This is a genomic window from Novosphingobium sp. RL4 (assembly GCF_035658495.1).
Lineage (GTDB): Bacteria > Pseudomonadota > Alphaproteobacteria > Sphingomonadales > Sphingomonadaceae > Novosphingobium.
Genome location: NZ_CP141945.1, coordinates 1,216,561 through 1,238,328 on the forward strand (window position 1 = coordinate 1,216,561; position 21,768 = coordinate 1,238,328).

The following is a 21,768-nucleotide window of genomic DNA, read 5'->3' on the forward strand; positions in this document are numbered from 1 at the left end:
GCAGGCTTGTAATTCATAACGATCGTTATCGTTTCAGATGGAGTCGCGCTTGTCAACGCAGGGATGGAATGCGGTTCGCGCAGGGCTCTGCGTCCAGGTGGCATGGACAGGTTTCAGAAGGTTGCCTTTTCCGCCGCTCGATCGAAAGCTGCACTTACGGACACGCCAACGTTCCAGGCATTATTGCTGCCCTGCGCTGGTCATGGCATGTCGTCATGATGATCGAGCGCTATGAACCTCCCTCGGAATTTCTGAAATCGGTCATGCTGAGCAAGTGCCGCTGGCCGATGGACCGTTTGCTGCTGCGAACCTTGAGAGGCTCATAGAACTCACTCGTGACCCTGATCGCGCAAATCGCGATTGGGCCGTCTTGCTTCTAAGCCAAGAGGGCAGAGGCACATCCGCCGTGCGGGATGCGTTATTTCGTGCCGCATCAGACGCGGACGATTGCGTCAGAGGCGAAGCGATATTGGGGCTTGCCGGCCTTGATCCCATTACCGCGCTCCCATTCGTACAAGCGGAACTCAGAAGGGAATCAATTACGATCCCTGCGCTGGAAGCAGCCAGCATTTGTGCGGACCCTTCATTGATCCCTGATCTGAAAGTATGGGCGGAGCCTTCCGATCAGCCTTCCGCAGACAAGCTGGCTGCGGAAGCGTTGGCAGCCTGTGAGCGGGCCGTTCGCTAGCCCGCAATTTCGGTCATTCCGGTCGTGTGCTGGCCTTCCCGAACCGGAGCGACCGGATTTCACGATTTTAATCTGAAACTTGCCGTTCGGCGAACGCCCCATTGCGGAAATTCACAGCGACGCGGGTTTGTGCGAGAAGCGGACGTTAGATCATACCAATGAGGCGCAAAATGCTTGAGACCAGAAATTGGTTTGCGAAACAACCGGCGAGCGAGGGGGAACTAGCGGAAATCAGGCATGCGCTCCCCACGACCCTCCCGTTGGCCTATTTCGATTTGCTAGCAGAGACGAATGGCGGTGAGGGGCCCTTGCCGGTGAATCCATACACCTTCTGTCTCGACCCAGTCGTGACCGTGTTGGACGCATTCCGCTCACGCAATTACGATAGGCCTGATCTGGACGGCTTCCTAGTTTTTGGGGGTGACGGAAGCCGCGAATTGATCGCGTTCGACATGCGCAGCGGTCTTCCGGGCGCTATTGTGACAATCGATATCGTTGTCGGGCCCGAGAGCGCGGAAATCGTTGCCTCTAACTTCGACCAGTTTGTAAGCATGCTCGGGCACAGTTCTGAGGATTACCGGCGGCTTTAATCTTACGAATTCTGAAAGCAGCCTGACCGCTTCCCACCCATTCCTGACATAAAGGCCATCTTCCGCAGTTCCTGATAGCTGCCGGTCGGTCGCCACGGGATGTGTCTCGCCGCCTAGCCGTGAATGCGCTCCAGCAGGCCGATCAGGGTCTCGACTTCGGCTTCGGAGAACCGCCGCTTCAGCCAGGCCTCGTGCGCGCGCACGGCCTGGCGCGCCTGCTCCAGCATCTCGGCACCGGCGGGCTGGAGGTGCAGCGCCAGCTTGCGCCGGTCCCCCGGAATGGGTTCGCGCCGCAGCAGGTCGCGCGCGGCGAGGCGGTTGATGATCTCCGTCGTCGTCGCCCGGTCCATCTGGAGGTGCTGCGAGAGATCGGTCTGCGAAAGACCCGGCCAGTCAGCCACCAGCCAGAGCACCGAGACCTGCTTCTGGGTCAGGCCGAGTTCGGAAAAGGTTTCGGTGAAGTGCCGATAGACCGCGCCATGCGCCAGCCGGATATGGAATCCCAGGACCGAATCGAGGTCGCCACGACCCACTTCGGCAACCGCGATCGCGGCGTCTGCGCTGTCTCTGTTCTTGCCCACGGGCGCGATGCTAGCCGCGTTCCCGGTCCGCGCCAAGCGGATTGCGGGCGGAAGTCTGTCTCCTCGCGATATTGTTCGTGGCACGAACATTTCGCTTGTCCGCACCTGCCCCCAGCGTTACTTTTCATGGACGCACGCGGCAGCGCCGTGGCGGGACAATGGGAGATTCGTGATGGCCGGCAACCTTGAACAGGTTCTGCAAAAGGCAGGAAATACCGTGGAAATGCTGCGGAATTCGCAGCTTGGCGCCTATGTCTATCCGGTCGTGGCGCCGGAATTCTCGAACTGGCGCTCGGAACAATGGGCCTGGCAGCACGGCGCCGTCCTGTTCGACCAGTCGCACCACATGGTGAACCTCTACATTCGCGGCAAGGACGCGATGAAGCTACTGTCCGATACGATGATCAACTCGCCCAAGGGGTGGGAGGTCAACAAGGCGAAGCAGTACGTGCCCACCACGCCCTATGGCCACGTCATCGGTGACGGCATCATCTTCTGGCAGGCGCCGGAGGAGTTCTGCTACGTCGGCCGTGCGCCCGCCTCGAACTGGCTGCGCTATCAGGCGGAGCAGGGCTACGACGTCCAACTCGAACTCGACGACCGTTCGCCGATGCGGCCGATGGGCAAGCCGGTCACGCGGTCGGTCTGGCGTTTCCAGATCCAGGGACCGAAGGCCTGGGACGTGATCGAGAAGCTGAACGGCGGCCCGCTGGAGAAGCTGCGCTTCTTCAACATGAGCACCATGAACATCGCCGGAAAGACCATCCGCACCTTGCGCCACGGCATGTCCGGCGCGCCGGGCCTCGAAATCTGGGGCCCTTACGAAGAGCAGGAGGAAGTGCGCGCCGCGATCCTGGAAGCGGGCAAGGAATTCGGCCTGATCGCTTGCGGCAGCCGAGCCTATCCTTCCAACACGCTGGAATCCGGCTGGATTCCCTCGCCGCTTCCGGCCATCTACACGGGCGAAAAGCTCAAGGGATTCCGCGAATGGCTGGGCGCTGACAGCTACGAGGCGACCGGCTCGATCGGCGGCAGCTTCGTGTCGGACAACATCGAGGACTATTACCTCAACCCCTGGGAACTGGGCTATGGGCCGTTCGTGAAGTTCGACCATGACTTCCACGGCCGCGAAGCGCTGGAAGCGCTCGATCCGGCAAGGCAGCGCAAGAAGGTGACGCTGGCCTGGCACCCGGAGGACATGGCGAAGATCATGGCCTCGCTGTTCGATCCGGATGGCGAGCAGTACAAGTTCTTCGACGTGCCGCTGGCGAACTATGCCTCGTCCAACTACGACCGCGTGACCGACGCGGATGGTCGCACCATCGGCCTCTCGATGTTCACCGGCTATTCCTACAACGAGAAGCAGGCGCTTTCGCTTGCCACGGTCGAGCCCGACGTGCCGGTCGGCAGCGAAGTGCGCGTGGTCTGGGGTGAGGAGAACGGCGGCACCCGCAAGTCCACGGTAGAGCCGCACAAGCAGCTTTCGGTGCGCGCGATCGTCTCGCCGGTGCCCTATTCGCGCGTGGCCCGCGAAACCTATCAGGATGGCTGGCGCACCCAGCGCGCCGACGCCTGATCCCGAAAAGGCGGCCGGGCCCTTCCAGCCCGGCCGTTCTTTCAGAACCAGTAAGCGATCGCGCGCATCTCGATCGAGGCGCGGGGTGGGGTTTCCGGCGGGGTCAGCGGGTTGTCGAATGCGACGTGCGGGACGCAGTTGGCGCGGGCGGGGTCGGTGTCGTGGGTCTTGAACACGATGACTTCGCGGGGCGTCATGTCGCTGAACCAGCACCAGCGGTGCCCCGGCGAATGGGCGAGCACCAGTCCTTCGAAGGACCACACATCCACGCCGTCGCGGTCGAAGATGGCGTCTGCGGGCAGCAGGTCTCCGGGGGCGAGGCTGCGCGCGTCGCACAGGGCCAGTGGCACGTCCTGCGGCGGGCCGGAAGTGGCGCGCCAGATGTTGTAATGTGCCGACCGGCGCGGCGCCGCCTTTCCTTCCGGCAGCGAGCGGGCGGAAAAGGCGCGCGCGGTCTCTCCCGAGATATCGACATGGGCAAAGCGCGCCGGGCGTGAATTGTCGAGCCGGCCGGAAAGGTTGGAGCGTTCCGCGAATCGGCGCACGCCCGGCGCGGTCACCACCACCAGGTCGGCGCCTGTCAGGCCGGTCAGCAAGTCCACGATTTCCTGCGGATGATGCGCTTTCACCTCTTCGTCGCAGGCGAAATCGGCGATCGAACTAACATGTGAAACAATTTGGAACCCTTCCGAATCCAGGGTGGGTTTTGTGTTCCTCAGATCACTTAGCGACATGCGCCGCGGTGCGAGAACGATGGTGTCGCGTGACGAGTCGTTGGCGCGGTAGGCCATGCGATGGCCGGTTCTCGCGACATAGGCAATTTCTGCATCCATCCCTGTTTTCCGCCTTTTACGTGGTTAAGAAATGGCCAAAATCGGCCCTTCGGTGATTTTACCATGGTCTTGTCGAAGGGCCTTGATCGGCCGCGATCCGGCAATTTCGATATCAGACACGACAACCCTCTTGCCATCCCAATATTGTATGCCATACAAACAACATATCGCCGGTAAGGGCGGTCAGGAAGCGCAAGGCACGAACAAAGTGTCGGCGCTGGTTCGGGAGAGGGACCAAGATGCACATCACCAAGACGGCACGCCTGCGGCGCGCTCTTCTTCTTTCGGTTTCATGCGGCGCGGCCCTTGCAGGCGCACCGGCCCTGGCGGAGGAAAAGGCCGCGGCGCAGGATCAGGCAGGGGCGCCGCCACAGGCCGGTGAGCAGGCCGATGACGCCCGGACGCCGACGATGCCCGAGATCATCGTCACCGCGCAGTTCCGCGCGCAGAAGCTTCAGGACACTCCGCTGTCGATCACCGCGGTGGACGCCGCGCTGCTCGAAGCGCGCAACCAGACCGACGTTTCGCAGATCGCCGCACAGGCGCCGAACGTGCAGCTTACGGAAATGGGCGGCGCCTTCGGTTCCTCGATGGCGGTCTATGTGCGCGGAATCGGCCAGTACGACTTCAACCCCGCCTACGAGCCGGGCGTGGGCATGTACGTGGACGATGTCTACTATGCCACGCTGACCGGCAACATCATGGACCTGCTCGATCTGGAGCGCGTGGAAATCCTGCGCGGGCCGCAGGGCACGCTGACCGGGCGCAACTCGATCGGCGGCGCCATCAAGATGTTCTCGGCCCGGCCCACGGCCGACGATTCCGGCAAGTTCGACGTCGTCTACGGCGCACGCCAGCGCGTGGACCTGCGCGGCAGCGTGAACTTCGGGCTGACCGACACGCTGTTCGCCCGCGTTGCCGGGGTCTACAAGCACCAGGACGGCTACGTCGACCAGATCGACTACGGCTGCGCCAATCCGGACAATGCGCTGGGCATTGCCGGCAATCCCTCCACCCCGGACAACTGCGTCGTCGACAAGCTTGGCGAGCGTAACTACGGCGGCCTGCGCGGCTCCTTGCGGTTCAACCCGAGTGACAGTTTCGACTGGACCGTGACCGGCGACTACACTTACGAAAAGCGCACCGCCGCGGCAGGCGTGCTGACCCAGAACGACACCACCAAGACCGACGGGGTGGACTTCGTCTGCGGCCGGTTCTGCACGTACGCAAGCTGGTATCTGCCCGCGGGCGGACAGGCGGCGCAGGCATATTACATGCCCAATACCGTGAAGTTCACCGGCTGGGGCGTGTCGAGCGACATGTCGATCGACCTCAATGACGATCTCAACGTCAAGTCGATCACCGCCTACCGCGAATATCGCCAGATGTACGGTACGGACGACGACTATACGCCCAACCCGAACATCGGCGGCGGCGGCTTCAATGACCTGACCTTCCGGTTCTTCAGCCAGGAGCTGCGCCTGAACGCGAAGTTCGGCGATTTTGCCGACCTGACCGTGGGCGGCTACTACAGCGACCAGAAGTCGGTCTACTTCACCCGCCAGGACATCCGCTACATCGGCCACGGCAACCCCGTGCTGTTCCTGCAGTTCCAGGGTGACGACCCGATCCGGGCGAACAGCAAGGCGGTGTTCGGCACCGTGATCCTGCATCCCACGCCCGACCTCAACGTGACCGGCGGCATCCGCTACACCAAGGAGCACAAGGACTACACCTTCGTGCGCAAGGCCTGGAACGGCGGCCCGCTCACCGATATCTTCGGCGTCGGCGCGCTGGACGGGACGGTGGCGAACTACGACGGTGATCGCGTGGACTACCGCATCTCGGTGGACTACCGCTTCAGCCCGCAGACGCTGGCCTATGCAACGGTCAGCACCGGCTTCAAGGGCGGCGGCGTGACGGCGCGCCCCTTCACCCAGGCGCAGGCGGTCAACGGCACGTTCACGCCCGAGACGCTTACCGCTTATGAAATCGGCGTAAAGAACGACCTGTTCGGGCGGCGGCTGCGCCTCAATCTTGCGGCGTTCTACAACGATTACAAGAACATCCAGCTTCCGCTGGCGGACTGCGCGATCCTTGACGGGTTCGAGCCGGGCACCGATCCCTATCCTTGCGCGGCGATCGGCAATGCCGGTGACGGCAAGATGTACGGCGCTGAACTGGAACTTGGCGCCAACCCATTCGACGGGCTGGACATCGACGCCTCGCTGAGCTGGATCGATGGAGAATGGAAGCGCATCGGCCCGCAGGTGGGCAATTCGATCCGCATCGGCGATCCGATCACCACGCCCAACTGGCGCGGCAGCTTCGGCATCCAGTACCGCGCCGACCTTGGCAAGAACGGCTCGATCACGCCGCGCTTCGACCTTGCCTATACTGGCAAGCAGAGCCTCGGCCGCCTGCCGGGCAGCGCGACGCTGGACTACAACCCTTCGCGCGTGATCGGCAATGCCCGCCTCACCTGGCGCAACGAGGATGACGACCTGTCGATCTCGTTCGAAGTGCAGAACCTGTTCGACAAGTACTACCTCCTGCCGATCCGCTTCGCGGCGCTCTATGCCTCTGCGGGAACCACTTATTCGAACGTGGGCCGCCCGCGCGAATGGGCGGTGAGCGTGCAGAAGAAGTTCTGACGGGGGAGTGGCGGGGCCGGTCGCCGGAAGAGGGCGACCGGCCCCGTCCCTTCGCAATGAAAACAGTGCAAGGGAGACGGGCCGGATGGCAGGCGTGACACTTTACCACTGGGAGCCCAATGCCAATTCGGGCAAGCCCATGCTGGCCTTGATGGAGAAGGGCGTCCCCTTCGACAGCCACTACATCGACATGCTGCAGTTCGATCAGCATCGGCCGGAATATCTCGCGATCAATCCGCAAGGCACGATCCCGGCGATGACACACGGTTCGCGCGTGCTGGTGGAAAGCACCGCGATCATGGAATACGTCAACGAGGCGTTCGCCGGGCCCGCGCTGATGCCGCAAGGCGCGCAGGATCGCTGGCGGGTGCGCTGGTGGATGAAGTTCATGGACCAGTGGCTGGCGCCCAGCTTTTCCATGATCGGATGGAGCGTTTTCGTCGGCCCGATGGTGCGCCGGCGCGATCCGGCCGAACTGGAAGCCGCGATCGAGCGTATTCCCCTGCCGGAACGGCGGGTCTCGTGGCGGAAAGCGATCCACGGCACGTTCTCGGAGGCGGAAATGGCGGAAAGCCAGCGCCGCGTCGCGCTGGGCATCGAACTGCTGGAGGCGGAACTGGGCAAGCGGGAATGGCTGGCGAGCGACACTTACAGCCTGGCCGACATCAACGGCTTCAACCTTGCCTATGCGATCCCCCTGTCGCAGCCGACACTTTCCAATGACGAAAAGACGCCGAACCTGCTGCGCTGGCTGCGCGCGGTCTATGCCCGCCCGGCGGTGAAGCAGTGCTGGGCGCTGGGGCGGACCGACATGGTCAAGCGGGTGGCCATTCTCGAACAGGAGCGGATCTGATGGCGATGGTGCTCTATCACGGCGCGGCGAACGGTCCTTCGCTGGCGGTGCTTGCGGCTCTGGCGGAATCGGGGGTGGCAGTGGAACGCCGCCCGATCGACCTGCTCGCGGGGGAACGCCATGACCTGCCCGGCGTCGACGAGCCGCTTGCGCGCGACATGGGGATCGAGGGCGAAGGCCCGGTGCTGCTGGTGGACGGGGAGGCCATGACCGAGTCCGTGTTCCTTGCCCAGTTCTTCGACGAGCTTTCGGATGTGTCCTCGCTCCAGCCCGCCGATCCTTTTGCGCATTGGGAAATGATGATGTGGTGCCGCCAGATCACCGAGCGCCTGTCTCCGGCGGCGGCGCTGCTGGGTAATCTCGCGTTCTCGCGCGGGCGGCTGGCGGCGATGGCGGATGCCGATTTCGGCGCCATGGCGGACCGCATCGTCAGCGCCGACTTGCGCGCGCGCTGGGAAGTCCTGCGTGACGGCGCCGTCGATCCGGCACAAGTGGAGGACAGCCGCGCCAAGGTGTCGCAGGCGGTGGAACGCTGCGAGGGCAAGCTGGCGGATGGCCGCGAATGGCTGATGGGCGCCTTGACCATTGCCGATTTCGAGACGTTCGCCTGGCTCGCCGGGATGGAGCAGATCGTGCCCGAGGCTTTCGCCGACAAGCCGCTGACCGCCGCCTGGCTGTCGCGCGTTCGTGCCCGTCCCAGTGTTACGGCGGCGCTGGCGGATGCGGGCGGTGATTCCACCCGCTTCTGGGCGCCGGGGCCGGAGATCAATCGCTGGGGGTGAAGCAGGCCCCCGAAAATCTCGCAGTTGCACAAGCCGGTCCGAAACGAGGCCGGGAAACGGGAAGAGTGAGAGAATGGTTGCGAAGCGTTCGAAGGTCTGGCTCGCGGTATCGGCGGGGGCATGTCTGGTGCTGGCGGGGTGCGGCAGCGGCGGGGCGGAAGGCCCCGCCGCCGCGACCGCGCGGACCGGCGACGTTACCGGCGCCCTGATCGTCAAGGCGCCGGACAGCGAGTGGCTCTCCTATGGGCGCACTTACGACGAACAGCGTTTCTCGCCGCTTTCCGACATCAACCGGGATAATGTGAAGAGCCTTGGCCTCGCCTGGTTTTCCGATCTCGATACCGCGCGCGGGCAGGAATCGACGCCGCTGGTGATAGACGGCAGGATCTACATCACCACCGCCTGGTCCAAGGTAAGGGCCTACGATGCCGCCACCGGCAAGGAACTGTGGGCCTACGATCCCGAAGTCCCGGGCGACAGCGGGGTGAAGGGGTGCTGCGATGTCGTGAACCGGGGGCTCGGCGCCTGGGGGGACAAGCTCTATCTCGGCACGTTCGACGGCCGCCTGATCGCGCTTGACCGCGATAGCGGCAAGCCGGTGTGGAGCAAGGTCACGGTGGACCAGTCCAAGCCCTATACCATCACCGGCGCGCCGCGGGTGATCGATGGCAAGGTGATCGTGGGCAACGGCGGCGCCGAGATGGGCGTGCGCGGCTATATCACCGCCTACGACGCGGAGACCGGCAAGCAGCTCTGGCGGTTCTACACTGTGCCCGACGCGCCGGGCAGGAATGCCGAGCCCTATCTGAAGGCTGCCGAGAAGACCTGGTACGGAGAATACTGGAAGCAGGGCGGCGGCGGCACCGTGTGGGATTCGATGGCCTACGATCCCGAACTGGACCTGCTCTATATCGGCGTGGGCAATGGCAGCCCCTGGAACCAGGGCATCCGTTCGCAGGGCAAGGGGGACAACCTCTACCTCTCGTCCATCGTGGCGATCCGGCCGAAGACCGGGGAATATGTCTGGCACTTCCAGACCACGCCGGGCGAAACCTGGGACTTCACGGCCACCCAGCACATCATGCTGGCCGATCTCCAGATCGGCGGCAAGACCCGCAAGGTGCTGATGCAGGCGCCCAAGAACGGGTTCTTCTACGTGATCGACCGAAAGACCGGCGAATTCATCTCCGGCAAGAACTTCGTGCCGGTGAACTGGGCTTCCGGGCTCGATCCCCGGACGGGGCGGCCGATCGAGAATCCCGAGGCACGCTATTACAGGACCGGCAAGCCGTGGGTCGGATCGCCCGGCGCGGGCGGGGCGCATTCGTGGCATCCGATGGCGTGGGACCCGAAGGAGAAGCTGGTCTTCATCCCGGCGCAGATCGCCGCCTTCCCCTATTTCCCGGACAGGAACTGGAAGCACCAGGCCAAGGGCTTCAATACCGGCGTGGACATGGCGGCGGCCTCGATGCCCGCCGATGCGAAAATTCGCGAGGCGGCGGCGAAGGCCACCAAGGGCGTGCTGATCGCCTGGGACCCGGTGGCGCAGAAGGAGCGCTGGCGCGTGACCTTCCCCAGCGCCAACAACGGCGGATTGCTGGCGACCGGCGGCGGGCTGGTGTTCCAGGGCAACATGACGAGCGAGATGGCCGCCTATGCCACCGATACGGGCGCGAAGCTGTGGTCCTGGCCGGTGCAGACCGGGGTGGTCGCGCCGCCGATCACTTACAAGGTGGGCGGCACGCAGTACGTGGCGGTGGTGGCCGGCTGGGGCGGCATCTGGGCGCTGGCGCCGGGCGGGGTGATATCGCAATCCGGTGGTCCGGTGCACAACATCAGCCGGTTGCTGGTCTTCAGGCTGGGCGGCACGGCCACGCTGCCGCCCGCGCCGAAGCTGGAGGAACTGCCGCTCGATCCGCCCGCTTTCACCGGCACGCCGGAGCAGGTGGCGGCCGGTTCCTATCGCTATGGTCGCTATTGCGGCACCTGCCACGGGGATGCGGCGGTGGGCGGCGGATTGCTGCCGGACCTGCGCCGCTCGGCCCTTGTCGGCGACAAGGCCGCATTCCAGACGGTGGTGCATGACGGGGCGCTGAAGAGCAACGGCATGGTCGGCTGGTCCGACGTGATGTCGGCCGAAGAGATCGAGGCGATCCGCCAATACGTGATCCACCGCGCCAACGAGGACAAGGCGCTGGAAAAAGCGGGCGGCAAGTGACCATCGACCTCGCCGGGCTGGCGGGCATCGATGTTCACGTCCACGCGGAAGTCTCGTGCCACGATCCGGAGGACCCGGTCATGGCGCAGTTCTTCGATGCTGCCTCCGCCTATTTCAAGGCCCCGCGCGAACGGCCGAAGATGCCGGAGATCGCCGAGATCTACCGCGCGCAGAACATCGCCTTCTGCCTCTTCACCGTGGATGCCGAAAGCGGCATGGGGGCGAGGCGCGTGTCGAACTACGAAGTGGCGGAATTCGCCGCCGCCCATGCCGATATCTGCATCCCCTTCGCCTCGATAGACCCGCGCAAGGGCAGGCTGGGCGCGCGGGAGGCGCGCGACCTGATCGAGAACCACGGCGTGCGCGGCTTCAAGTTCCACCATATCGTGCAGGACTGCCACCCCGCAGACCGCGTGGGCTATCCGATCTACGAGGTGATCGCCGGCCATGGCCTGCCCGCGATCTTCCATACCGGCCATTCCGGCATGGGCACCGGGATGCGCGGTGGCGGCGGGCTGCGGCTCAAGTACGGGCGGCCCATGCTGGTGGACGACGTGGCGGTCGATTTTCCGGACATGAAGATCATCCTGGCTCATCCGAGCTGGCCGTGGGTGGATGAAAGCCTGTCGATGGCGCTTCACAAGGAGAACGTCTTCATCGACCTTTCCGGCTGGAGCCCACGTTATTTCCCGCCGCAGATCGTGCGCTATGCCAATGGCCAGCTGGCGGGGAAGATGATGTTCGGTTCCGATTTCCCGCTGATCCGGCCGGAAAAGTGGATCGAGGCGGCGCGCGGCATCGGTTTCAGGGATGACGTGATGCCCGGCATCATGAAGGGCAATGCCGCAAGGGTGCTGGGGCTGGCGTGAAAGGGATCGGGATGGATTTCACGGATCGCCACGTCGTCATCACCGGCGCATCCAGCGGCATCGGCCGGGCCACGGCGGAGCATGTCGCGGCGCTGGGCGGGCGCGTCACCCTGCTGGCGCGGCGGGCGGACCGGCTGGCGGAACTGGCCGCGAGTCTGGGTGCGGATGCCCGCTGGCAGGCTGTGGACGTGGCCAACGGTCCTGCGCTTGACGCCGCGCTCGATGCGGCGATCGCAGGGGGAGGGCCGATCGACGGCCTGTTCCTCAATGCCGGAACCGGGGGCACTTTCGCGCCGGTGGAAGACTATGCGGAAGCGGATTTCGCGCAGGTCATGGCCGTGAACCTCACTGCGCCGTTTCGGGCTGTCGCCCGGGCATTGCCGGCCATGAAGGCGCGGCGGCGCGGGGCGATACTGGTGACCGGCAGCCTTGCCAGCGAGCGTGGCATGGCGAACAATGTCGCCTATGTCGCGTCCAAGCACGCGGCCCTGGGGCTGGCGCGCGCCGTCGCGCTGGAGGCGGCGCCTTTCGGGGTGCGCTGCAATTGCGTGGTGCCGGGGTTCATCGAGACGGAAATGTTCGCCGCGCTTCCGGGCGAGGCGCTGGAAGCGCTTGCCGGCAAGGTGCCGCAGGGGCGCACCGGCAGCGCGGAGGAACTGGCGGCGGTGGCGGCGTTCCTGCTTTCGGACGCAGCCTCGCATGTCACCGGGCAGAGCATCGCGGTGGACGGCGGGGTGCTGGGAACGCTGAGGGTGTGATCGTCGCCCCGGATCAGGCGGGGCGACGATCAATTTCGGGCTCAATCGTCGAAGAAATTCAGTTCCAGCAGCACTCCGTCCGGGTCATGCACGAAGATTTGCCGCAGCCCGATCGAGTGGATCACGTTGCTTTCGTACCGCAGCCCGCGATCCTCGATCCGGTCGCGGATTTCCTCGAAGCCTTCGCAGCGCAGGGCGATGTGATGCAGCGCGCCGGTGGGGCCGCCTAACATCTCGCGGTCCATGGCGCGGGGTGCGTCGCGGCTGTTGAGGTGGAGGATCGGCCGCTCGTCGTTGTCGTAGATCCAGCGCGCGGTCTGGCGGGTGAGCGGCGGCGGCGGGGCGTAGCTCTCCAGCGAGAGCACTTCGCGGTAGAACGCCTCGCTGCGATCGAGATCGGCGACCACCACGTTGTAATGGTCCAGTGCGACCACGCGGGCGCGGACCCGCGTGTCGAAGGCCATGAAAGGGCTGTTCATGCCGCCTGCTCCTCTTTCTTCTCGCCGCCGGGAACGCCGTGAGCAACGCGCCGTCTGTAGTCGGGATCGTCCTCCGGCCGGGCCAGCGAATCCATGACGCGGGCGTGGATGTCCTCCAGCGTGCCGCGGAATTCCGCATAGGGCAGGATATAGAGCCGGTTCTCGCGCACGCCGTCGAGGACATGGGCGGCAAGCGTTTCGGGCTCCATGCCCACTTCGATCACTTTCTTGAGATGGCCGAACATTTCCGGCCCGGCCTGATAGTAGCCGGTATCGGAAAGGTGGGCGGGGCGGGTCAGCAGGGCCTCGTGGATATTGGTGTTCACCGCGCCCGGGCACAGCAGCGAGACGCCGATGCCGGTGCCTTCGAGGTCGAGCGCCAGCGACTCGGTCAGCCCGCGCACCGCCATCTTGGTGGTGCAGTAGATGCCGGTGCCCTTGAGCGCCACGAAGGCGGACATCGATGCGGTGTTGACGATGTGCCCGCCGTTTCCGCGTTCGATCATGCGCGGCAGGAAAGTGCGCACGCCGTTGATGACGCCGCGCAGGTTGACGTCGATCTGCCAGTCCCAGTCATCGAAGGTGGCGTCCTGGATCGTGCCGAAGTGAGAGACGCCGGCGGTGTTGAACAGCAGTTCCACCGGGCCCAGCCGGGCCTCCACCGCATCGGCGGCGCGGCGATATGCCTCGCGGTCGGTAATGTCGAGATGGACCGGCATGACCTGCGCGCCGGTGCCGGCGAAGAAGGCCATGGCTTCGTCGAGATGGTCCTGCCGGATATCGGCGATGGCGACCTTGCAGCCCGCCTTCGCGAAGACCTTGGCCTGGCCGAGCGCGACGCCCGAGCCGCCGCCGGTGATGAATGCCGTGCGTCCTGCCACTTCTGTCATCTTGTCTCTCCCTCGATAGCGATTTTTCGCTCTTGTCTAGGCGTAGGCGTGGTTCTCCAGTCCGAGCAGGTCGCGCGTTTCGCCCGCGCTCGACACTTCGGCGCCCATGCGCTCGATCAGTTCGACGGCCCAGTTGACGTGGGCGGCGTTGTCGGGCGCCATGCGGCCCTTGCGCAGGAAGATCGTATCCTCGAACCCGACGCGGACATGGCCGCCCAGCAGGACGGACTGCGCCGCCATCGGATAGGAATGGCGGCTGACGCCGAAGCCGGTGAACGCCGCGCCGCGCGGGATCTGGTTGGCGGAATAGAGCATCGCCTCGGGCGTGGCCGGAAGGCCGTACTTGGTGCCCAGAACGAAGGAGAACGGCACGTTCTTCGGGATCGCGCCCTTGGCCATGAGATCGTCCGCGAAGACGAAATCGCCCGCCTCGAAGCATTCGATTTCCGGCAGCACGCCCGCTTCCTGGATCATGTGGCCCATGCGGGTGATCATCGGATCGAGGTTGATGGCAACCCCGCCCCAGAGCTGCATCGTGCAGATGTCGAGCGTGCACATGTCGGGCCTGAGGTCGAGGATGTGCTCCAGCCGGCGCTCGGCAGTGAACATCAGCGTGCCTTCGCCGCAGACCGAGGGGTCCTCGTCGCTCTGCATCCAGGTGCAGCCCGGCCCGGTGGTGACGTTGAGGATGACCTCGCGGTTCTTTTCCCGAATCAGGCCCACCACCTCGCGGTAGTCCTCCAGCGCTTGCGAAGGCTCGCCGGTCTGGCCGTCGCGGACGTGGACGTGGATGATCGAGGCACCGGCCGCGGCCGCCGCCAGCGCTTCCGCCGCGACGTGATCCGGGCGGAACGGGAAGTTGGGATGGCTGGGCATCGGCGAACTGCCTGTCACCGCGCAAGTAATGTAGACTTTCTGCGCCAATCTCGCTCTCCTCGCCTTGTGTCTTTTCTTGATATGGGCGAGATCGCAAATTCGAAGTGGTCGGAACAGGCCAGCACATATCCTATCACGTCAGGTAACTGGTTCAGGGCGTGACCGGAGGGAGATAGAGCACCGATGTCGCATCGTGAGGAGCTTTCGCTTTTTCTGAAATCTGCGCGCGGACGGCTGATGCCCAGCGAAGTGGGCCTGCCCAATGGCGAGCGCCGACGCGCCAAGGGCCTGCGCCGCGAGGAAGTCGCCGCGCTCGCGGGGATGAGCGTCACTTGGTACACCTGGTTCGAGCAGGGGCGCGAAATCCAGCTCTCCGCCCCGATGATCGAGCGGCTGGGGCGCACCTTGCGGCTTTCCGATACCGAGCGGGAATATCTCTTCGCGCTGGCGCAGCACCGCCCGCCGCCGCTGGTCTCCCGGCTGGACGAGGATATCCGCCCCGGCACGCAGCACTTGCTGGACAGCCTCTCGATCCCGGCGCTGGTGATCGTCGAGGACTGGACGGTGGTGGGCTGGAACCGGCTCGTCTCGGTGGCTTTCCGCGATTACGCGCCGCTCGCGCGGAGCGAGCGGAACCTGTTCAAGATCCTCATGCTCAATGAGCGCTATCAGGGCGATCCCGAATTCTTCCGCGAAATGGGCCAGCGCCTGACCGCGCGCTTCAAGTGGGATTACAGCCAGACCGCGCAGCCCGAGATATTCGACGAGATCATCGCCGAACTCACCGAACGTTCGGCGCTGTTCCGCGAAAGCTGGGCGCGCAGCGAGATCCGTTCCCATTTCGAGGGGATCAATTCCAGCTTCTTCCCCGAGATCGGCGAAATCTGGTTCCGCCATACCTCCTACGCCATCGAGGAAGTGCCCAGCCAGCGGCTGATCGTATTCGCGCCCAACGAGGAACGCGACGCCATGCTGCTGGAGCGGCTGCGCGGGCTCAGGCCGGAGCTTGGCCCTCTCGAAGCGGCCGTGCGGTGATGCGCGCGCCCGCTTCGGCGGGCAGCCGGGCGAACAGGGGAACCGCGCCCATGCCGATCAGGGCAAGTGCCACCAGGGCCAGGCGATAGGGCCCTTCCGCGCTGTCCGGCGTGAATATCCGCAGGTTCAGGAACAAGGCTCCCAGCGAGATGCCGATGGCGGCCGAAAGTGCGTTGCCGATGCTGTTGAGCACGATGGCGCCGGGCAGTTCCTCCTGCGCCACGTCCGCGAAGGCGAGCGAGACCATGCCGGTGAAGGGCACGGACCGCGCCATGCCCACCAGCAGCATCGCGGCGGCCATCAGCCATGGCGACATCTGCGCCGTGAAGGCTGCGATAGCCGCGAGCGAGGCCATCATCATCGCGGTGCCCGCCGAAAGCGCCATGCGAAAGCCGCTCGCCCGGATCACGCGGCCCACCACCGGCTTGAGCGCGAGATCGCCGAGGTTGTTGGCCAGCAGCAGGAGCCCGGCAAGCCCCGGGGACATGCCGAACGCGAGCTGGAAATAGAGCGGCAGGACCAGCGCCTGGCCCATGTGGGGGATGCGCATCAACATGCCCGCACCGAACGCGATCGAGCGGAAGGTCGTGTGGCGCAGGGCGGTGAGCGGCACCAGTCCGTCCGGCCTTGCGCGCAGGTAGCGGAAGGCGAGCAGCGCCGCGGCGCTGCCGCAGGCGATCATCGCGGCGGGAAGCAATGCCGCGCCGGGATGGGCGCCGAGCCGGTCGAAGCCGTAGATCAGCAGGGCCAGCGCTATCGCGACCAGCGCGAAGCCCAGCGGGTCGAACGGGGCGGGCCGGGGCGCGATGCGGGGGATCAGCTTGCGGGTCAGCAGCGCGCCGATCAGGGTGAGCGGCAGGTTGATGAGGAAGATCGACTGCCAGCCGAGCGTTTCGGTCAGCAGCCCGCCCAGCGGCGGGCCGATGACCGGGGCGATCAGCGCGGGCGTGGTGCTGATCGCCAGCATTTCCACCAGGCGGTGCTTGGGCGTCACCCGCAGCAGCACGAGGTTGCCCACCGGCGTCATCAGGCTGGAGCAGAGCGCCTGCAGCGCGCGGGCCGCCACGAAGAACGCCAGACCCGTGCTCAGCGCACAGAGCAGCGAGGCGAGGCCGAAACCCAGCACCGAGCCGGTCAGCACCCGGCGCGGGCCAAGGCGCTGGGCCGCCCAGCTGCTGAGCGGCAGGAACGCGGTGGAAACCAGCAGGTAGGCGGTGATGCCTATGCCCATTCCGCTGGGCGCCACGCCGAAATCGCGCGCCATGTCGGGCAAGGCGGTGGCGATCACCGTCGCTTCGAGGATCGAGAGGAACATCACGAAGGCGACCATCATGGCCACCGCGCGCGGATCGGCCGAAGTCTCGGCCGGAACTTCGGTCATCGCGGCTTTTCGAAGTAGGCGATGGCGCGGAATTCGTAGCTTTCACGCACGTGTGCATCCGGGCGGCTGGTGTCGTGGAAGGCGGTGTGCGGCGCGCGCCAGGCGCGGTCGTGGTCGCTGTCGTGGAACTTGATGAAGATCACCTCGTCCCGCGTCATGTCCGGGAAATACCACCAGCGATGGCCGGGGCTGTGCCGGAAGATCGTGGCGGCAACCATGTCCTCCTCGCCCTCGATCGGGGCGTAGAGCGCATCGCCTTGCGGGATCTCGTCCACGTCCACCTTGATGTTGGCCACGCTGTCCTCGTCTCCCACCGACGGCCCTTCGCAAAGCGCCAGCGGCCAGTCCTGCGGCGGAGGGGAGAACGTGCGCCACAGGCTGAAGGCGATGAAACGGTCATATCCCGGCCCGTCCGGGCGGCCTTTTTCGTAAAGGGCGGCGGCGATCTTGTGGGCCGAGCGCGAGTTGAAGTCGACATGGGCCTCGGCGGCGGGCGGCTGGTAGCCTTCGCCCGCGATGATCGGCGAGCGCAGCTGCCCGCCCATGCAGAACACGTAGTCGCACCCGGTCAGGGCCCTGGCGGCGTGGGCCACTTCCTCGGGATAGGCGGCGAGCTGCCGCGGGTCGGCAAAGTCCTGCACGGCGGTTTCATGGCGGGAAATGCAGAAGCCGTGCTCATCGAGCGTGAACGGACGCTCGGCCAGCCGGGCGTTGCGGATCGTTACCGGATAGGGCTGGTAGACGCCGGTGTTGAACTCCTTGCCCGGCGCCCAGAAGCGCCGGTTGATGCGCGAGGTGGGCAGCAGGTAATCTATCGTGGTCTCTACTTGCGCGCCGGGGCGGCTGCGCGTGGCTGAATCGGTCATGCTCTCTCTCCCAAGGATGCCGCCCGGCTTTGTGCCGGTGCGGGCAGGCAAGGTGCTCAGCGCAGGAAGCGGTTCCTGACGGCGTCGGGTACGCGCGCGGACTGGAGGCCGCCGGGCCGGTCCGGCGCGGGCACGGTCCAGACGCGCTTCTCGGTGCCTTCCACGCAGATCCGCTCCCCCAGCCGGATGCGGTGGGCGATAGTGAAGCTGCTGTTTCCGAACTCCGGCGCGTCGGCCTCGATGGTCACGACGTCGCCGTAGCTCGCCGGAAAGCCGAAGCGGGCGGACAGGTCCACCAGCGGAAAGCCGGCGACGCCCAGCTCGGCGAGCATGTCGCGCTTTCGGGGCAGTCCGGCCGCTTCGAACAGCAGGATCGTGCTTTCGGCGAACATGTCGATGAAACGGGGGGCGAAGACGATCCCGGCCGGATCGCACTGGCCCCATTCGATGCGATGCTCGCGCGTGAGGAAGGGCGCCATCGTCAGGCCAGGATGTTCTTGCCCTGCCGGGTCGTCTTCTCGGCCATTTCCTCGGCGGATGGCGGCTGGGGCAGCATGAGGCCGCGCTGCACCGCGGGGCGCGCGCCGACGGTGCCGAACCAGCGCCGGAGATGCGGCAGGCCCTCCATGTCGATGCAGGCCCAGTCATGCCCGCGAACCCACGGGAAGCAGGCGATATCGGCGATCGAATAGTCCCCGGCGAGGTATTCGCCGGTCGCCAGGCGCGCATCCATCACTTCGAAGAGGCGGCGGCTTTCGCGCGTGTAGCGGTCTATCACGGCGGGCAGCTTCTCCTCGAAGTAGCGGTTGAACACCGTGGCCTGCCCCATCATCGGGCCGAGCCCGGACATCTGCCACATGACCCACTGGATCACGCGGCTGCGCCCGGCCACGTCGGCAGGCAGGAAGCGGCCGAATTTCTCGGCGAGGTAGATCAGGATCGCACCGGATTCGAACACCGCAAAGCCGCCGTTTTCGGTCTCCACATCGTGGTCGATCAAAGTCGGGATGCGGCCGTTGGGGTTGAGGCGGACATACCAGTCCTCCTTCTGCTCCCGATCGGTGAGCGAGATCGCGCGCAGCCTGTAAGGCACGCCGAGCTCCTCCAGCATGATCGTGGTCTTCCAGCCGTTGGGCGTTTCCGAAGTCAGCAGTTCGAGCAAGCGTCTCTCCCGGGTGTTCGCCGCGCGATTCGGCGCGCCTTGCGCAGGGAAGAGAGCAGACAGCGGCGCGCGCGACCAGAAGAGCACAAACAGTATCACTGGCAGTGACAGGCTGGCCCGCCTCAACCAGTTGGCGATTCTAATAGTATTGATGCTGGGCTTCCACGCGCCGCATTCCCAACGCAGTCTGCCTTCCAGATCCGCAAGGACGAACGGAGAGGGACTGCCGATACATGTTGACGCTCTACAGCTTTGGCCCTGCGGCCAATTCGCTCAAGCCGCTGCTCGCGCTCTATGAAAAGGGGCTGGAATTCACCCCGCGCTTCGTCGATCCCACGCGGTTCGAGCATCACGAGGACTGGTTCAAGAAGATCAATCCGCGCGGACAGGTGCCCGCGCTTGACCATGACGGCCACATCATCACCGAATCGACGGTGATCTGCGAATACCTCGAAGATGCCTTCCCCGATGCGCCCAAGCTGCGCCCGACCGACCCCGTGCAGATCGCCGAGATGCGCGTGTGGACCAAGTGGGTGGACGAATATTTCTGCTGGTGCGTCTCCACGCTGGGGTGGGAGCGCGGCATCGGGCCGATGGCCCGCGCGCTTTCGGACGAGGAGTTCGAGGCCAAGGTCGCCCGCATCCCGATCCCCGAGCAGCGCACCAAGTGGCGCACCGCCCGTGCCGGCTTCCCCAGGGACGTGCTGGAAGAGGAAATGCGCAAAATCCGCGTCTCGGTGGACCGTGTCGAAAAGCGGCTTTCCGAAAGCACCTGGCTGGTGGGCGAGCAATTCACGCTGGCGGACGTGTGCAACTTCGCCATCGCCAACGGCATGCAGAACAGCTTCGCGGATATCGTGAACCGCGAGGCGACGCCGCATCTGGTGGGCTGGATCGATCGCATCAACGACCGCCCCGGCTGCCAGAAGATGTTCGCCAATTCGAAAAGCGAATTCGGCGATCGCGGCCGCAAGGTCACGGTCTGAAGGGGAGAAGGGCGATGGCCAGGGACAACCGCATCACGCTCTACGATCTGCAGCTCGCTTCGGGCTGCACGATCAGTCCCTTCGTGTGGCGCACCAGGTATGCGCTGGCGCACAAGGGTTTCGACGTGGACCTCGTGCCCGGCGGCTTCACCGGCATCGCCGAGCGGACCGGCGGGCGCAGCGAGCGCGTGCCGGTGATCGTCGATGACGGCGAATGGGTGCTCGATAGCTGGAAGATCGCGGAATATCTCGACGAGAAATACCCCGACCGGCCCATGCTGTTCGAGGGGCCTTCGATGAAGGAACTGACCAGGTTCCTCGACGCCTGGCTCTGGAAGACGGCGATCGGGCCGTGGTTCTCGTGCTACATCCTCGATTACCACAACCTGTCGCTGCCGCAGGACCACGCCTATGTCCGGCACTCGCGCGAGACGATGTTCCTTGGCGGGCGCAAGCTGGAGGACGTGCAGGCCGGGCGCGAGGACCGGCTGCCGCTGGTGCCGCCCACGCTCGAACCCTTCCGCAAGCTGCTGCGCGATACGCCGTGGCTGGGCGGGGAAAAGCCCAACTTCGCCGATTATACGGCGCTGGCGGTGTTCCTCTGGACGGCCTCTGTCGCCACCACCCCGCCGCTGACCGGGGACGATCCCCTGCGCGACTGGCTGGACCGGGGCTTCGACCTCTTCGGCGGGCTGGGCCGTCATCCCGCCATGCACACGCTGTTCGGGCTCCGGCTGCGGCCGGGCGACCCGGAACCCTTCGAATCCGGCGGCGCGGGGATAGAGGTGGCGCCGGTCAATCGCGGCGCCGCGCCGCAGGTCGAACCCGCCGATTGAATGGAGCACAGGCTATGGCATGGCATGACGAGCCGCCGGGCGGCGCCTTGCGGATGTACCACATACCGGGCTGCCCCTTTTCCGAACGGGTCGAGCTGCTGCTGGATCTCAAGGGGCTGTCAGGGCTCATGGCGGATCACGAGATCGACATTTCGCTGGCCCGGCCCGACTGGCTTCTTGCCAAGACGCGGGGAACCACCGCGCTTCCGGCGCTGGAACTGGAAAACGGCGAGACGCTGAAGGAGAGCATGGTCATCATGCGCTACTTCGAGGATCGCTTTCCCGAAGTGCCGGTGGCGCGGGCCGATCCCTTCGAACATGCGGTGGAGGCGATGCTTTGCGCCACGGACGGGCAGTTCACCGGCGCGGGTTACCGGATGATCCTCAACCGGGATGCGGCCAAGCGCGAAGAGCACCGGGCCGAAGTCGATGCGCAATATACCCGCCTCGACGACTTCCTGCGGCACTATGCACCTGACGGGAACTATCTGTTCGACCGGTTCGGCTGGGCGGAAGTCGCCTTCGCGCCGATGTTCAAGCGGCTGTGGTTCCTCGAATACTACGAGGCCTACGAAGTGCCGCAGCACCTTTCGCGCGTGCTGCGCTGGCGCGAGGCGTGCCTTTCGCACCCGGTCGTGCAGCGCCGCCACGGGCACCGCGAACTGATGACGCTCTATTACGACTATGCGCAGGGCGGCGGGAACGGGCGCCTGCCGGAAGGCCGCGCGGTGTCGAGCTTCACGCTCGATCCCGCCTGGAACACGCGCCCGATGCCCCCGCGCGACAAGTGGGGACCTCCGGCGACCGACGCCGAACTCGGGCTCATCGCGGCCTGACCATCATCGACGAGAACAA

The 21,768-nt window shown here is 65.3% G+C and carries 22 protein-coding genes; 13 read left to right on the top strand and 9 right to left on the bottom strand.

The genetic code is table 11. From position 1 onward, the window contains the following. Positions 1 to 274 precede the first annotated feature (274 nt). Both U9J33_RS22400 and U9J33_RS22405 read left to right on the top strand, forming a co-directional pair. On the top strand, positions 275 to 688 hold the full coding sequence (locus tag U9J33_RS22400) for a HEAT repeat domain-containing protein (protein WP_324699206.1): 414 nt from the start codon (positions 275 to 277) through the stop codon (positions 686 to 688). A gap of 170 nt (positions 689 to 858) precedes the next feature. Next, positions 859 to 1,278, top strand: a complete 420-nt coding sequence (locus tag U9J33_RS22405) for an SMI1/KNR4 family protein (RefSeq protein ID WP_324699207.1) — start codon at positions 859 to 861, stop codon at positions 1,276 to 1,278. Between the two features lie 113 nt (positions 1,279 to 1,391). On the opposite strand, the gene U9J33_RS22410 is transcribed toward U9J33_RS22405, so the two are convergent. Further along, positions 1,392 to 1,859: a MarR family transcriptional regulator gene (locus U9J33_RS22410; RefSeq protein WP_324699208.1), complete on the bottom strand. Its 468-nt coding sequence runs from the start codon at positions 1,857 to 1,859 to the stop codon at positions 1,392 to 1,394. A 172-nt stretch (positions 1,860 to 2,031) separates the two neighbouring features. Here U9J33_RS22410 and ligM point away from each other — a divergent pair, with 172 nt between their 5' ends. Further along, positions 2,032 to 3,435 carry a vanillate/3-O-methylgallate O-demethylase gene (gene ligM, locus U9J33_RS22415; RefSeq protein ID WP_082370212.1) on the top strand — a complete coding sequence of 468 codons (1,404 nt, stop codon included), beginning with the start codon at positions 2,032 to 2,034 and terminating at the stop codon, positions 3,433 to 3,435. 41 nt (positions 3,436 to 3,476) lie between these two features. Here ligM and U9J33_RS22420 read toward each other — a convergent pair whose 3' ends face one another. After that, entirely contained in the window at positions 3,477 to 4,268 is a 792-nt protein-coding gene (locus U9J33_RS22420) for a CmcJ/NvfI family oxidoreductase (RefSeq protein ID WP_324699209.1), read from the bottom strand. Positions 4,269 to 4,507: 239 nt separating this feature from the next. Between U9J33_RS22420 and U9J33_RS22425 the strand changes: the two genes are divergently transcribed. From U9J33_RS22425 to U9J33_RS22450, 6 genes are all read left to right on the top strand, one after another. Beyond that, complete coding sequence (locus U9J33_RS22425) at positions 4,508 to 6,922, top strand: TonB-dependent receptor (RefSeq protein WP_185999275.1); 2,415 nt, start codon at positions 4,508 to 4,510, stop codon at positions 6,920 to 6,922. A gap of 85 nt (positions 6,923 to 7,007) precedes the next feature. After that, positions 7,008 to 7,775, top strand: coding sequence for a glutathione S-transferase family protein (locus U9J33_RS22430; RefSeq protein ID WP_054436023.1), 768 nt, complete (start codon positions 7,008 to 7,010; stop codon positions 7,773 to 7,775). Next, complete coding sequence (locus U9J33_RS22435) at positions 7,775 to 8,557, top strand: glutathione S-transferase family protein (RefSeq protein ID WP_185999277.1); 783 nt, start codon at positions 7,775 to 7,777, stop codon at positions 8,555 to 8,557. Before U9J33_RS22430 ends, U9J33_RS22435 begins: the two co-directional genes overlap by 1 nt. Positions 8,558 to 8,630: 73 nt before the next feature. After that, a complete protein-coding gene (locus U9J33_RS22440) occupies positions 8,631 to 10,775 on the top strand; it encodes a PQQ-dependent dehydrogenase, methanol/ethanol family (RefSeq protein WP_054436024.1) in 2,145 nt (714 codons plus the stop codon). 2 nt (positions 10,776 to 10,777) lie between these two features. Then, positions 10,778 to 11,644: an amidohydrolase family protein gene (locus U9J33_RS22445; RefSeq protein WP_186000073.1), complete on the top strand. Its 867-nt coding sequence runs from the start codon at positions 10,778 to 10,780 to the stop codon at positions 11,642 to 11,644. 11 nt (positions 11,645 to 11,655) lie between these two features. Further along, on the top strand, positions 11,656 to 12,402 hold the full coding sequence (locus tag U9J33_RS22450; protein ID WP_324699211.1) for an SDR family NAD(P)-dependent oxidoreductase: 747 nt from the start codon (positions 11,656 to 11,658) through the stop codon (positions 12,400 to 12,402). Between the two features lie 41 nt (positions 12,403 to 12,443). Here the strand turns inward: U9J33_RS22450 and U9J33_RS22455 are convergent, their stop codons facing one another. Genes U9J33_RS22455 through U9J33_RS22465 form a run of 3 tightly spaced genes read right to left on the bottom strand, consistent with a single transcriptional unit; the run spans position 12,444 to position 14,695 of the window. Continuing rightward, on the bottom strand, positions 12,444 to 12,881 hold the full coding sequence (locus U9J33_RS22455; protein ID WP_324699212.1) for a VOC family protein: 438 nt from the start codon (positions 12,879 to 12,881) through the stop codon (positions 12,444 to 12,446). Further along, positions 12,878 to 13,771: an SDR family NAD(P)-dependent oxidoreductase gene (locus U9J33_RS22460; RefSeq protein ID WP_324699214.1), complete on the bottom strand. Its 894-nt coding sequence runs from the start codon at positions 13,769 to 13,771 to the stop codon at positions 12,878 to 12,880. Before U9J33_RS22460 ends, U9J33_RS22455 begins: the two co-directional genes overlap by 4 nt. A gap of 36 nt (positions 13,772 to 13,807) precedes the next feature. After that, on the bottom strand, positions 13,808 to 14,695 hold the full coding sequence (locus U9J33_RS22465; protein WP_082370213.1) for a 3-keto-5-aminohexanoate cleavage protein: 888 nt from the start codon (positions 14,693 to 14,695) through the stop codon (positions 13,808 to 13,810). A 189-nt stretch (positions 14,696 to 14,884) separates the two neighbouring features. On the opposite strand from U9J33_RS22465, the gene U9J33_RS22470 reads away from it, so the two are divergent. Next, entirely contained in the window at positions 14,885 to 15,682 is a 798-nt protein-coding gene (locus tag U9J33_RS22470; RefSeq protein ID WP_292636512.1) for a helix-turn-helix transcriptional regulator, read from the top strand. On the opposite strand, the gene U9J33_RS22475 is transcribed toward U9J33_RS22470, so the two are convergent. Genes U9J33_RS22475 through U9J33_RS22490 form a run of 4 tightly spaced genes read right to left on the bottom strand, consistent with a single transcriptional unit; the run spans position 15,642 to position 19,091 of the window. Further along, complete coding sequence (locus U9J33_RS22475; RefSeq protein WP_324699216.1) at positions 15,642 to 17,063, bottom strand: MFS transporter; 1,422 nt, start codon at positions 17,061 to 17,063, stop codon at positions 15,642 to 15,644. The genes U9J33_RS22470 and U9J33_RS22475 overlap by 41 nt on opposite strands. Further along, positions 17,060 to 17,929 (bottom strand): CmcJ/NvfI family oxidoreductase, encoded by an 870-nt coding sequence (locus U9J33_RS22480; RefSeq protein ID WP_324699217.1) that lies wholly within the window; start codon positions 17,927 to 17,929, stop codon positions 17,060 to 17,062. The genes U9J33_RS22475 and U9J33_RS22480 overlap by 4 nt, the downstream gene beginning before the upstream one ends. A gap of 56 nt (positions 17,930 to 17,985) precedes the next feature. Further along, positions 17,986 to 18,408, bottom strand: coding sequence for an acyl-CoA thioesterase (locus tag U9J33_RS22485; RefSeq protein ID WP_324699218.1), 423 nt, complete (start codon positions 18,406 to 18,408; stop codon positions 17,986 to 17,988). Between the two features lie 2 nt (positions 18,409 to 18,410). Next, positions 18,411 to 19,091: a glutathione S-transferase family protein gene (locus U9J33_RS22490; protein WP_185999284.1), complete on the bottom strand. Its 681-nt coding sequence runs from the start codon at positions 19,089 to 19,091 to the stop codon at positions 18,411 to 18,413. A 233-nt stretch (positions 19,092 to 19,324) separates the two neighbouring features. Here U9J33_RS22490 and U9J33_RS22495 point away from each other — a divergent pair, with 233 nt between their 5' ends. Genes U9J33_RS22495 through U9J33_RS22505 form a run of 3 tightly spaced genes read left to right on the top strand, consistent with a single transcriptional unit; the run spans position 19,325 to position 21,749 of the window. Beyond that, on the top strand, positions 19,325 to 20,077 hold the full coding sequence (locus U9J33_RS22495; protein WP_054436033.1) for a glutathione S-transferase family protein: 753 nt from the start codon (positions 19,325 to 19,327) through the stop codon (positions 20,075 to 20,077). A 14-nt stretch (positions 20,078 to 20,091) separates the two neighbouring features. Next, positions 20,092 to 20,913, top strand: a complete 822-nt coding sequence (locus tag U9J33_RS22500) for a beta-etherase (protein WP_324699219.1) — start codon at positions 20,092 to 20,094, stop codon at positions 20,911 to 20,913. 53 nt (positions 20,914 to 20,966) lie between these two features. Further along, entirely contained in the window at positions 20,967 to 21,749 is a 783-nt protein-coding gene (locus tag U9J33_RS22505; RefSeq protein ID WP_324699971.1) for a glutathione S-transferase family protein, read from the top strand. Positions 21,750 to 21,768: the final 19 nt, after the last annotated feature.